The sequence below is a fragment of the Pseudarthrobacter naphthalenicus genome (assembly GCF_029076445.1).
In the GTDB taxonomy this organism is placed as follows: Bacteria; Actinomycetota; Actinomycetes; order Actinomycetales; family Micrococcaceae; genus Arthrobacter; species Arthrobacter naphthalenicus.
In genome coordinates this window covers 108394-121304 of sequence record NZ_JARESG010000011.1, presented here as the reverse complement: position 1 = coordinate 121304, position 12911 = coordinate 108394, and the positions used below count along the sequence as shown (strand labels likewise).

Genomic DNA, 12911 nt, shown 5'->3' with positions numbered 1-12911 from the left:
AAAGTGACCCCGCGTTGGTTAAGGTTCACGCGTTGGTTTAAGCTCCTACGCGCCCAGGATGGCCTGCGCGATTTCGTCGGCATCGCGGAGGGTCCGCTGCCCGCTGGCGTAGACGGGTCCGCCGGGCTGGACCGCTTCGGCGGCAATGGCCGTGCCCCACTGGGTGGCGGAAAGCTGCAGGCCCAGAACGTACAAACCGTCCGTTACGGAGCCGTTGGCCGCCACGGGACGGTACGGATGCGGCCTGACGTCCAGGCCGGTCGCCTCCACCGGGGCACCCTCCGCCGTCATCATCAGCCGCGGACGCACCAGGCCGTCGTCGAGGAGCTGCTGCAGCAACGGGGAATCGTTGGCGGCAACCCGGTTGGCCGGTGCCAGGGCCTCGACCATCGTTGTCGCGGTTACCGGCTGGCCGCCCACCCATGGCGAGACGGCGGTGAAGCGGCGTGCCCGGCGGTCCACGCTGAACCGGGGATCGGGGCCCACAAAGCTCACCACCCCCGCGCGCGCCAGTGCAGCCAGCTGTTCAGCGCGCAGCGCGGGCGGCCCGCTGGCCAGGCCCTCCACGAACGACTCAAACCAGCCCCGCAGGCCGGCCACCCAGGACTCGTCGGTAATGCCGCCGTCGGCCACTGCCGTCTTCAGCACCGCCCGCCCGCGGTGCAGCGCCCCGATGGCCATTTTGACCGGGTCCTGCTCACCCAGTGCGGAGCGGCGGGCGTCATCGAGGAGGTAATCGACGACGGCGGCGTCCAGGTCCGCGCGCGACGGGAACGACCGGCCCGCGAGAGGGGATGCAAGGCCCAGCAGGTCCAGCCGGTGCCGCGGACCGACGTGCACGGCCAGCACACTCTCCACCGCGTCTTCCCAGTTGGTCGAACTGTGGGCGTGCGGCCGCATGGCCTCATCCAGGGCAGCCAGGAACGCCGGCACGTCCGGGACGGCACCCGGCTGCGAGCGCACCAGGGTGGAGTAGTAGGCCCAGAGGGTGTCACGGTGCAGCAGCGGCCAGAGGTCGTGGTCGAACCCGGGGAGGATGCCGGCGGCCGCGAACCGCTCCAGCGCCGCTTCGGTCAGGTACCGCAACGTGACCGACGACGGGTAGTAACCGTCCAGCGCAGCTTTGGCTCGGTAGGGGGTACCTCTGCGGGAGGCGGCAATGATGAGCGGTTCCTGGCCGGACGACTGGTACTCCAGCCCCGCGCCGGCGTCGGTGAACTTCCCGCCCCTTCCCTCGGTGAGCTGGCCCATGGCGTCGAAGAAGTTCAGGCCCATGCCGCGGACCAGGACGGGCTCGCCGGCCGGGATGGCGGACCAGTCCACGTCGGCGGGCACGGCGGGCGGGAGGTAGCGCAGGCCCAGCTGGCCGGCCGAGGCCTGGAGTTCGCGCTGCTCCAGGTTGAGCCGGGACGGGATGTGCCCGAGGGCGAGGACCACGGAATCCACCGTGAGCGAACCGCCGCTGCCGAGTCCGACGTCGAACGCGTCCCCCGTCCGGTGCACCGACTCAGCCGCCGTCTCATGAAAAGCGACAGTGACGCCGTCGGGCAGCCTTCCGAGGAGTTCCTCCACGGTGCAGCGAAGGTAGCGGCCGTACAGTGCACGGCTCGGAAAGTCACGGGATTCGAGGACGGCCAGCTCCTCCAGTTCCTCCGGCGTCAGGGAGGGCGACGGATCGGTCCGCTGGCGGGCACGCCACTGGTCGAACGTGGCGCCCGCCAGGGGCGCCGGGAGCCGGGGGTCTTCGGGAATCACCGTGGGGTAGAAGGACTGGGTGTTCATGAGGTACAGCCGGGACTGCGCCGGCTGCCAGACATGCCCCGGGCCTGCCGGATGAGGGTCGATGACGTCGAGGTGGACGGCGACGGAGCCGCTGAGGGTGGCGGCGTGGGCGAGCAGACGCTCCAGAACGCTGGTACCCCGGGGGCCTGCGCCGATGATGGCTGCCCGGATGCTCGTCGATTTACCCACGGAATCCAGAGTATCCGCCCGAACCCTGGGCCTTTGACGAGCGTTTGACTTGCTTGCCGGCCGGAGATGTTGTTTGGATGGGGCGCATGACCACCACTGCAGCTGATCAAGCGCCCGGTTCATCGTCCGCTTCCACCCCCACGCCCACCGGAACTGTCCCGTCAGGGGTTGGGCCGGGGGTTGCGCCGGGGGTCGCGCCGGAGCCTCCCGATGAGAACGTTTGGCTGGAGGATATCTACGGCGAGGATCCCCTGGCCTGGGTCCGGGAACAGAATGCGCGTACCGAGGATCTCCTGGAGGACGCTGAGTACGCGGTCCTCGAGGGACGCATCCTCGAAGTGCTGGACTCCACCGACCGGATCGCCATGGTGGGCAAGCGCGGCGACTGGTACTACAACTTCTGGAAGGACCGTGCGAACCCCAAGGGGCTGTGGCGCCGCACCACGTGGGAAAGCTACCTGACCGACTCCCCGGAGTGGGATGTGCTGCTGGATGTGGATGCACTGGCCGCCGCCGAGGGGGTGGAGTGGGTGTTCCACGGGGCCACGTTCCTGCGCCCGGAAACCGGCGCACCGTACCGTCAGGCGCTGGTGGCGCTCTCCCCCGACGGGGGCGACGCCAACCGCTACCGCGAGTTCGACGTGGACACCCGAACCTTTGTGGACCCGGCAGCCGGCGGTTTTGACCTGCCGACGGCGAAGGGCAACGTCTCCTGGCTGGACGCGGACACCCTGCTGGTCGCCTCCACGGCGGAGGACCTGCCGCGCACGGCGTCCGGATATGCCCGCACCGCCGTCACACTGCGGCGCGGCGAAGCCCTTGGCGCGGCTTCCCCTTTGTTTGAGGTCCCCGAGGCCCACATGATGGCCGTGGTGGCCCACGATTCCACCCCCGGGTTCGAGCGAACGTTCGCCGTGGACTACGTCGACTTCTACAACCGCAGCACCTTCGTCCGGTCCGCTGACACATGGGTGGAGATCGAGGCGCCCACCGACGTGAACCTCAGCGCGCACCGCGAGTGGCTGCTGTTTCGGCCGCAGCAGGACTGGGCCCTTGACGGCGAAACCTATCCCGCCGGCTCGCTGCTGGCCGCCAAGTTCGACGACTACCTGGCCGGGTCACGGGACCTGCTGGTGCTGTTTTCCCCGGATGCGCACACATCGCTGCAGTCCTGGAGCTGGACACGGAACTTCCTGCTGTTGAACCTGCTGCGCGACGTCTCGTCCGAAATCCGGGTCCTGGATCCTTCCATGCCGGCCTCCTCCGCCCCTGCTGTCTCGGCTGGCGGGGCTGTAACCGACTCTGCTTCCGGAGCGTGGGCTTCCTCCCTGCTGGATGCCTGCGCGCCGCTGCACGACGTCAATGCCTACGCCGTGGATGATGAGGATGAAGGCCCGGCCGACGGCGGTGCGGGCGACGATTTCTGGCTGGTCGCCACCGGCTTCACCACCCCCAGCACGCTGATGCGCGGAACGCTGGAGCGGGCTGCTCCCGGGAGCGCTGCCGAAGTAAGCACTCCCGCCGTAAGCACCGGCGTAGTGAGCCGGCACGCCCAGGTGAAGGCATCGCCGTCGTTCTTTAACGAGGCCGACTACGAAGTCGAGCAGCACTTCGCGGTGTCCGCGGACGGCACCCGCGTTCCCTACTTCCAGGTGGCCGCCCGCGGCCTGGTCCTGGACGGCCAAAACCCCACCCAGCTCTCCGGCTATGGCGGCTTCGAAGTCTCCCGCACCCCGGCCTACAGCGGGACGGTGGGCCGCGCCTGGCTGGAGCGCCGGACGGCCGTGACCGGCGATGCCGGCGAGCCGCAGCACTCCCGCGGCGGCGTGTATGTGGTGGCCAACATCCGCGGCGGCGGCGAGTACGGGCCGGGCTGGCACCGGGCCGCGCTGAAGGAGAACCGGCACCGGGCCTTCGAGGACTTCGCGGCGGTGGCCAGGGACCTCGTGTCCCGCGGCGTCACCTCCCGCGAGCGGCTGGGCTGCGTGGGCGGATCCAATGGCGGGCTTCTGGTGGGCAACATGCTCACCAGCTACCCGGAACTGTTCGGGGCAGTCTCCTGCGGGGTCCCCCTGCTGGATATGCGCCGCTACACCAAGCTCTCCGCCGGGCACTCGTGGATTGCTGAATACGGCGACCCTGACGTGCCGGAGGAATGGGAGTACATCAGGACGTTCTCGCCGTACCACCTGCTCCGGGACGGCGTGGAGTACCCCGAGACGTTCATTTGGACTGCCACCTCCGATGACAGGGTTGGCCCGGTCCAGGCGCGCAAGATGGCCGCCCGCATGGAGGCCATGGGGATCCGGAACGTCTGGTTCCACGAGTCGCTGGAGGGCGGTCACGCCGGGGCGTCGGACAACCGGCAGGCTGCCGCGCTGCAGGCCCGGAGCCAGCACTTCCTCTGGCGTGCCCTGGCTGGCGGCTGATGCCCGGCTTGTCCGTGCGGCGGGCGGGGCCGGCAGACGTTGCACGCCTGGCAGAGGTCCACGTCCGCTGCTGGCAGGAAACGTACCGCGGCATGCTGTCCGATGCCTTCCTGGCTGCCGTGGATCCGGCCGGCCGGCTGGCGCTGTGGCAGCAGCTTCTGGACCGGCCTGAACCCGCGGAGGCCTGGGTGGCGTGCAACGACGGCGTGGTGGTGGGATTCGCCGGCATCCGGCGGGAGCCCGCTTCCGGTTCCCCGGAGGGCCCTCCGCCGTCGTCCTCCGGTGATCTGGAACTGTGGGGACTTTATCTTCTGGCATCGCACCAGGGCCTGGGTTTGGGCCGCCGCCTGCTCGAAGCCGCCCTTGGTGGGAGGGCGGCCAGCCTGTGGGTTGCGGCAGACAACCGCAAGGCCATCGGCTTCTACACCCGGCTCGGCTTTACGCCCGACGGCGCCCAGGACACCATCGCGGACTGGGAAGGTCTCCGCGAAATCAGGATGGTCCGCCCCGCGCAGCCGGCGGCCTGAAGCAACGCGGGGTCACTTTCCGCCCGATAACCAGCCTTTTATTGGCGTGGAGTGACCCCGCGTTGGCCGTTTTGCGCTCGGTGCCCGGTTCTGCGTATCCTTGGTGGGCTAGGAATAGCAATTGGAGACGTGCCAGAGCGGCCGAATGGGCTTCACTGCTAATGAAGTGTGGGGCACAACTCCACCGGGGGTTCAAATCCCCCCGTCTCCGCGTTTGGCCCCGGTCCTGGACCGGGGCCTTTTGCGTCCCCGCGCCTGGGTCTGTTGCACCCTCCTCGCCCAACTGGGCAGCAGCAGATGTCTTTTGAGCCTTCATGACGACATCAACTGCCACTTCCATGGGCGACGGGCGGCCCGGCGATGGCAGGATAATGGGATGGCATCAAGCACCGTCCCGGCGCCCGAACCCGGCACAAGCCCCGCGTGGAATCCGCGCCTGGCGCTGTTGGTTGCGGCCACGCTCTTTATGGAATTTCTGGATGGCACCATCCTCACCACCGCCATCCCCAACATCGCAGGCGACTTCGGCGTACCCCCCGCGGACGTGAACATCACCATGACCGCCTACCTCATGACCGTGGCGATGGGGATCCCCTTGAGCGGCTGGGCCGCGGAGCGTGTGGGTGCGCGGAAGGTCTTTTGCCTGGCCATCACCCTTTTCACGCTCGCGTCGCTGGCCTGTGCACTGAGCCCCGACCTGGCGGTGCTCACTGTCAGCCGGATTGTGCAGGGCGCCGGCGCGGCCATGATGGTGCCGGTGGGAACGCTCCTGGTGCTTCGCGGCACCCCCAAATCTGAACTGCTGCGCGCGACGGCCTTCCTGGTATGGCCTGCATTGCTGGCGCCGGTGCTCGCTCCGCTCGTCGGCGGTGCCCTCACGACGTATCTGTCCTGGCACTGGATCTTCCTCATCAACCTGCCCCTGGGAGCGGCCGCCTTCATCACGGCATTGAGGATTGTTCCGGCTGTTCCCGGGGATCCGGGGCGGAGGCTGGACTGGCTGGGGCTGGTCCTCACCACCGCGGGAGTGGGCTCCCTCGTGGTGGGCCTGGAGTTGGCAACGGCCCACCCGGACGGGCCATGGGCCACGATCTCAGCGCTGGCGGGCCTGGCCGCCCTCGTCTGCGCGGTCCTGTGGATGAGGCGCGCCAAACACCCGCTCTTTGATCTTTCGGTGTTTCGCACCCGGACGTTCCGGGCGATGGCCACGGGCGGTTTTGTGTACCGGCTGACCATCAGCTCTGTCCCTTTCCTGCTGCCGCTGATGTTCCAGACGGGCTTCGGCTGGTCCCCGCTGCATGCCGGGATCATGGTGGCGGCTGTGTTCATCGGCAACATCGGCATCAAACCTGCCACCACACCGCTGATCCGCCGCTTCGGTTTCCGCGCCATGCTGGTCCTGGGCTCGCTGGCGTCCGCGGTCACCTTCGCGTTGTGTGCCCTGCTCACCCCTGACACTCCGCAGGCCCTGATTTTCGCCGTGCTTGTGTGCAGCGGGGCTTTCCGCTCGATCGGCTTTTCGGCTTACGCCTCGGTGCAGTACGCGGACATTGTGCCCGCGCAGCTGACGTCCGCCAATTCGGTGTCAGCCACGTTGGTTCAGCTGGCCGCCGGTTCCGGCATCGCTGTGGGCGCGCTGCTCATCCGCGTCTTCGACGGTGTAACGGTTTTTGATGCGGATGCCGCCGGGCCGTTCCGTGGCGCGTTCCTGACCATGGCAGTCCTGATGCTCTTGAGCACCGCGGACAGCCTGTCGTTGCATCGACAGGCCGGCGCGGAAGTCAGCCGTCCCGGCGATCCGGAACTCAGCCGGTCAGGCCACGCAGATCTTGGACGTCAGACAGTCACCCCGCCTGCCCCAGGACCAGCGGAAGAACAGCGCCCGCTCCGGCCTGGCGCAGGGCGCGTCCGGCGACAGTAAGGCTCCACCGGCTATCCACCAGATCGTCGATCAGCATCACGCCCTGGCCACGGAGCGCCGCCACCGCTGCCTCGAGGTCGGGTCCCACAACCAAACGGTCCCAGACCCCCGCCAGCCGGTAGGCGCTGTTCCCGCCCCGGGTTCCCGTAGGTCCGCCGTGGCCAAGAGACAGTTCCCCGAGATAGGGCATCCTGCCGATTTCCGAGATCCCCTGTGCCAGGGAGCGGACCAATTCGGGTTTGCTCCGGGACGGCATGCTGACGATCGCCGCCGGCCGTCCCGCGCCGCTCCAGCCCGGGGTACGGGCATCTCCGGTGGCCCATTCGCGCAGGACCTGAACGCAGGCCTGGAGCATGGCCGGGTCCACCGGCCGGTCCGCCGCGCCGGCGGCAAAGAGCTCCCGCAATGCCCCGCCCCACCCCAGGTCGGTGAGCCGTGCCAGGATGCGGCCATCGGCAAGCCCATCATCTGCTTTGATCTTGCCCTTCACGGGTACGCCGAGTCGGTCCATGCCGCTGGGCCACTGCAGCCGTGCTTCCAGGACACCCCCGGCCCTGCTCAGGGTCTGGCCCGCTGCTGCCGTGGCCTCGGCGGTAATATCGGCCGGGAACCAGCGGCCGGCGCAGTTGTCGCAGCGCCCGCAGGCGTGCGCCGTCTCGTCATCAAGGACGGAGGTGATGTACTCCATCCGGCAACCGGCAGTGTCCTGGTAAATCACCATGGAGTCCTGCTCGTCCACCCGGGCCTCGGCGATCCTGCTGTAGCGCTCGGCGTCATAGACCCACGGTTTCCCGGTGGAACGCCACCCGCCGCCCACGCGCTCCACCGCACCGTCCACCGCCAGAACCTTCAGCAACAGCTCCAGCGGCGTGCGGCGGAGGTCCACCCGTGCTTCCAAGGCAACTGTGGAAACAGCGGACCCCGCTTCGGCCAGTGCCGTCAGCACCGCCGTGGCCTTCTCCTCAGACGGCATGGACGCCGTTGCAAAGTACTGCCAGATATCGCGGTCCTCGGACCCGGGGAGCAACAGCACGTCGGCATCCGCCGCGCCACGGCCTGCACGGCCCACCTGCTGGTAATACGCCACCGGAGAGGACGGCGCGCCGAGGTGAACCACAAAACCCAGGTCCGGCTTGTCAAAGCCCATGCCGAGCGCCGAGGTGGCTACGAGCGCTTTGACCTGGTTGTCCTTCAGCAGCTGCTCGGCACGCTCCCGGTCCGCGGGGTCTGTCCGGCCGGTGTAGGCCTGGACCTCGTGCCCCGCCTCAGCGAGGAGCCGCGCGGTATCCTCCGCTGCAGAAACGGTCAGCGTGTAGATGATTCCGCTGCCGGGGAGGTCGCCAAGGTGGGTCAGAAGCCAGCCCAGGCGTTGGCGCGAGTCGGGGAGGGTGAGGACGCCCAGCCGGAGGGAATCGCGGCCCAGCGTGCCGCGGATGGTCAGGACACCGGCGCCGAGCTGTTCCTCGATATCGTGGACCACGCGCGAGTTGGCCGTGGCGGTGGTGGCCAGGACGGGCACCGAGTCCGGAAGTTGCGTGATCAGGTCCGCGATGCGCCGGTAATCCGGCCTGAAGTCGTGGCCCCAGTCGGAGATGCAGTGGGCCTCGTCAATGACCAGCAGGCCGGTGCGCCGGATGAGCTCGGGTAACTGGTTCTCGCGGAAGGACGGGTTGGTGAGCCTTTCCGGGGAGACGAGCAGGACGTCCACCTCGTCGGCGGCCAGCTGTTCGCGTACGGAATCCCATTCCAGCTGGTTCGCCGAGTTGATGGCCACGGCACGCACGCCCGCGCGGGCGGCTGCAGCTACTTGGTCCCGCATCAGGGCGAGCAGGGGCGAGACGATCAGGGTGGGTCCGGCGCCGCGGCGCCGGAGCAGCAGTGACGCCACGAAGTACACAGCCGATTTTCCCCAGCCGGTGCGCTGGACCACCAGGGCCCTGCGGCCGCCGTCGACCAATGCCTCAATCGCCTCGTACTGGCCGTCGTGGAATCCCGCTTCCGGATGCCCCACCAGTTCGCGGAGGACTTCCAGCGCCTGGGCCTTGGTGGTGGACGGCAAGTCAGGGGAAGCGGAAAGAAGGGCGGCGTTCTGGGTATCGACCATTGATTCAGTATCCCAGCCCCCACCGACACCCCATGCCCCGCAGCCGCCCTATGTGGACAACCCCACAGGTTCGGACACTGCGGCCGGGGCAGGGTCCGGCGCCCACTCCCCCTCAACAGGCTCCTGTGCACTTCCACGTAAGATAAGACCCGTGACTAGCGAACAGACAAAGACTTTTGACCTCTCGGCATCCTTCAAGGCCTACGACGTCCGGGGCATCGTGGGCGATTCCATCACGGCCGAAATCGTCGAAGCCGTAGGTGCCGCGTTCGTCGATGTCCTGGAACTCGAAGGCCAGACCGTACTGGTGGGCGGCGACATGCGCCCTTCCTCCCCCGAGTTCGCCAAGGCTTTTGCCGATGGCGCCGCCACCCGCGGCGCGAACGTCCAGCTCCTGGACCTCATCTCCACCGATGAGCTCTACTACGCCTGCGGTTCCCTCAACGCAGCGGGCGCCACGTTTACCGCCAGCCACAACCCTGCCGAGTACAACGGCATCAAGATGGCCAAGGCCGGAGCGCAGCCCATTTCCTCCGAATCGGGGCTCAAGGAGATCCAGGCCCTCGCCGAGGAGTACCTGAATACGGGCCACATCCCGGCGGCCGCCACCCGCGGCAAGATCGGCGTCCACGATGTCCTCAAGGGCTACTCGGAGTACCTCCGCGGGCTGGTGGACCTGTCCGGGTCCCGCCCGCTGAAGGTTGTTGTGGATGCGGGCAATGGCATGGCCGGCCTGACCACCCCCGCGGTCCTGGGCGACGCCCTCCTGCCGAAGCTGCCGTTCGAGATCATTCCCCTCTACTTCGAACTGGACGGTTCCTTCCCGAACCACCCTGCAAATCCCCTCGAGCCGGAGAACCTGCGCGACCTGCAGGCCGCCGTCATCAAACACGGGGCGGACATCGGCCTGGCGTTCGACGGCGACGCCGACCGCTGCTTTGTGATTGACGAAAAAGGCGAGCCCGTTTCGCCGTCGGCCATTACCGGCATGGTGGCTCGCCGCGAAATCGCACGCGCCCAGGGGCAGGGCGAGGCCACCCCAACCATCATCCACAACCTCCTGACCTCACGCGCGGTGCCGGAATTGGTGGCGAACGACGGCGGGCGCGCCGTCCGCACCCGCGTTGGCCATTCCTTCATCAAGGCAGTCATGGCCGAGGAAGGTGCCGTCTTCGGCGGCGAGCACTCCGCGCATTTCTACTTCCGCGACTTCTGGAACGCCGACACCGGGATGCTCGCAGCGATGCACGTCCTCGCGGCCCTTGGCGAGCAGGACGGCCCGCTGTCCGAGCTTGGCCGCGAGTACGAGCCGTACGTCTCCTCCGGTGAGATCAACTCCGAAATCGAGGACAAGACGGCGGCTGTGGACCGGGTCAAGGCTGACTTTGCCGCCGAGGACATCATCGTGGACACCATGGACGGAAGCACCTTCACGGCCAAGGACGGCAGCTACTGGTTCAACCTGCGCCCCTCCAACACCGAGCCTTTCCTCCGACTTAACGTCGAAGCCACGGACCGCCTCCTGATGGAACGCGTGCGGGACCGGGTGCTGGCCAATGTCCGGCGCTAATCACCCGGCGCCCCGAACAACGGCACAGTCAGTCGCCCGCGAAGCCGCGGGCGGTGCCGCGGGCGGTGCCGCGGACGGCCAGATGGTGCCGTCCTGGCGGGATTCCGTTCCGGAGGCCAGCGCCGCGGATCTGGAGAACCTGATGGGCACCGGACTCGGTGCGGCCCAGGAACAGCTCCAGCGCAACGGCGGGTTTCTGCCGTTCGCGCTGGTGGTGCAGAACGACGGCGAGGTCCGGCTCATGGCCGTCACCCCGGCGGATGCTGCGGAAGGTTCGGACGGCGACTTTGACGCCGATGCGATGATCAGCGACCTCACTGAACTGCTGCGCCAGAACCGGGGCGATTTCCGCGCCGCCGCAGTGGTCTGCGACATCACGCTGGTTGAGGATGAGTCCGATGCCATCCATGTGGCCGCGGAACACCGGGACGGGTCAGTTTTCGCGGCCGTCCTGCCGTACGCCGCCAACACAGCCAGCCGCGAGTGGGAGTTCGGCGAGCTCGCCGCCGATTCCAACGAGCCCGCCATCTGGGTGGACTAGACCGGGGCGAATGGTCGTGAAAATCAATGCCTTTGCAGACGTCAGCCTCAGGGCCCTGATGGTTTTGGCCGCCGCCCCCGAGGCCACGCTCCTCACCACGCAGAACATTGCCGACGCCGTGGCCACACCGTACAACCATGTCAGCAAGGCAATGGCTAAGCTGCGGGCCCTGGGCCTGATCGACGTTGAACGCGGCCGGAGCGGCGGCTCCCGGCTCAGCCCCGCCGGACGCGTGGCCACCGTGGGCCAGGTCCTGCGGTCACTGAACACCCGCACCGACGCCGCCGACTGCGTATCCCCCGGCGGCAATTGCCCGCTCATCAACGAATGCAAACTCCGGGCAGCACTTGCCCGGGCACGCGAAGCCTTCTACCGCGAACTCGACGACGTGGTGGTGGCCGACCTGCCCGGCTCGAAGCAGATGGCGCCCGTCTTCCAGATGATCGGCCTCCGCCCCGGCCTTCAGCCGCCGGTTCCGTCACAGTAGCCGCAAAACCGCGCTTCACCGGGCTCACTTCCCCGTCAAAGCGCCATGTGACGGGCCGATTTGATTTCACATTTCTACAAGGTGTAGAACTTGGGGTATCAATACAAGCATTTGAAATGCACGTATTATCCGACCGGACGAAGGCCCCGGTTACCTACCTCAGGAGTACACATGCTCTCGGACAAGTCCCGCCCCGTCATTGAGGCCACCCTGCCGCTAGTCGGCTCGCGGATCGGCGCCATCACCCCTAAGTTTTACGCCCGGCTGTTCGCCGCCCACCCCGAATTGCTGGACGGCCTGTTTAGCCGTTCCAACCAGCGCTCGGGCGACCAGCAGCAGGCCCTCGCCGGAAGCATCGCCGCTTTCGCCACGCACCTGGTCAACAACCCCGGCACGCTGCCGGAAACCGTTCTCGCCAGGATTGCCCACCGGCATGCCTCGCTCGGCATCACCGAACCCCAGTACCAGGTGGTCTACGAGCACCTGTTCGCCGCCATTGCCGAAGACCTTGCGGAGGTCATCACCCCCGAAATCGCGGAGGCCTGGACCGAGGTGTACTGGCTGATGGCGGACGCCCTCATCAAGCTTGAAAAGGGCCTTTACGCCATGCAGGCGAACGGCAAGATGTGGGCCCCGTGGCGGGTGTCCGCCAAGACTGCGGCCGGCGTCGGCGCCATGACCTTCACCCTTGAGCCGGCGGACGACACCCCCATCACCCCGGCGCTTCCGGGCCAGTACGTCAGCGTCAAGGTGGTCCTGCCGGACGGCCTTCGCCAGGTGCGCCAGTACTCACTGTCCGGCGAGGCGGGCACCAGCCGCAGCTTCACCACCAAGCTGGATGACGGCGGCGAGGTCTCCCCCGTGCTGCACAACACCGTGCAGGTCGGCGACGTCCTGGACATCTCCAACCCCTACGGCGAGATCACCCTCAAAGATGGTGACGGTCCGGTGGTCCTGGCCTCGGCCGGCATTGGCTGCACGCCCACCGCATCCATCCTGCGTTCCCTCGCCGAAGCCGGGTCGGACCGGCAGGTCCTGGTGCTCCATGCCGAAAGCACCCTGGACAGCTGGGCACTGCGCGGGCAGATGACGGACGACGTCGAACGCCTGGACAGTGCCGAACTGCAGCTGTGGCTGGAGCAGCCGGTGGAGGGCACCAAGGAGGGCTTTATGTCCCTGCGCGAGGTGGACCTCCCGGCCGATGCGTCGCTGTACCTGTGCGGACCGCTCCCGTTCATGAAAAACATCCGCAACGAGGCCATCAACGCGGGCATCCCGGCCACATCCATCCACTACGAGGTCTTCGGCCCGGACATCTGGCTCGCCAGCTAAGAGTCGCAGTACGACGGCGGCCCCGCACC

At 67.8% G+C, this 12911-nt stretch carries 9 protein-coding genes and 1 tRNA gene; 8 read left to right on the top strand and 2 right to left on the bottom strand.

Annotated elements, in window-relative coordinates; genetic code table 11:
* Positions 1-45: 45 nt before the first annotated feature.
* The gene (locus PY310_RS12585) at positions 46-1971 is read right to left on the bottom strand and encodes an FAD/NAD(P)-binding protein (protein WP_275214735.1); all 1926 of its coding nucleotides are present in this window, start codon (positions 1969-1971) and stop codon (positions 46-48) included.
* 86 nt (positions 1972-2057) lie between these two features.
* Here PY310_RS12585 and PY310_RS12580 point away from each other — a divergent pair, with 86 nt between their 5' ends.
* The 4 genes from PY310_RS12580 (at position 2058) to PY310_RS12565 (ending at position 6848) form a co-directional block, all read left to right on the top strand.
* Positions 2058-4400: a prolyl oligopeptidase family serine peptidase gene (locus tag PY310_RS12580; RefSeq protein WP_275214734.1), complete on the top strand. Its 2343-nt coding sequence runs from the start codon at positions 2058-2060 to the stop codon at positions 4398-4400.
* Complete coding sequence (locus tag PY310_RS12575; RefSeq protein WP_275214732.1) at positions 4400-4927, top strand: GNAT family N-acetyltransferase; 528 nt, start codon at positions 4400-4402, stop codon at positions 4925-4927. Before PY310_RS12580 ends, PY310_RS12575 begins: the two co-directional genes overlap by 1 nt.
* A 123-nt stretch (positions 4928-5050) precedes the next feature.
* A tRNA-Ser gene (locus PY310_RS12570) sits at positions 5051-5138 on the top strand.
* A 165-nt stretch (positions 5139-5303) separates the two neighbouring features.
* Positions 5304-6848, top strand: a complete 1545-nt coding sequence (locus tag PY310_RS12565) for an MFS transporter (protein WP_275214731.1) — start codon at positions 5304-5306, stop codon at positions 6846-6848.
* Here the strand turns inward: PY310_RS12565 and PY310_RS12560 are convergent.
* Entirely contained in the window at positions 6772-8952 is a 2181-nt protein-coding gene (locus tag PY310_RS12560) for a RecQ family ATP-dependent DNA helicase (RefSeq protein ID WP_275214729.1), read from the bottom strand. The two genes, PY310_RS12565 and PY310_RS12560, sit on opposite strands and share 77 nt — an antisense overlap.
* A gap of 151 nt (positions 8953-9103) precedes the next feature.
* On the opposite strand from PY310_RS12560, the gene PY310_RS12555 reads away from it, so the two are divergent.
* The 4 genes from PY310_RS12555 to PY310_RS12540 all read left to right on the top strand — a co-directional run bounded on the left by PY310_RS12555 (position 9104) and on the right by PY310_RS12540 (position 12882).
* Positions 9104-10522: a phosphomannomutase/phosphoglucomutase gene (locus PY310_RS12555; protein WP_275214728.1), complete on the top strand. Its 1419-nt coding sequence runs from the start codon at positions 9104-9106 to the stop codon at positions 10520-10522.
* 82 nt (positions 10523-10604) lie between these two features.
* Positions 10605-11063, top strand: coding sequence for a hypothetical protein (locus tag PY310_RS12550; protein ID WP_275214778.1), 459 nt, complete (start codon positions 10605-10607; stop codon positions 11061-11063).
* 16 nt (positions 11064-11079) lie between these two features.
* A complete protein-coding gene (locus PY310_RS12545) occupies positions 11080-11550 on the top strand; it encodes an RrF2 family transcriptional regulator (protein ID WP_275214777.1) in 471 nt (156 codons plus the stop codon).
* Between the two features lie 171 nt (positions 11551-11721).
* Positions 11722-12882 carry a globin domain-containing protein gene (locus PY310_RS12540; protein ID WP_275214727.1) on the top strand — a complete coding sequence of 387 codons (1161 nt, stop codon included), beginning with the start codon at positions 11722-11724 and terminating at the stop codon, positions 12880-12882.
* The last annotated feature ends 29 nt before the right edge of the window (positions 12883-12911 follow it).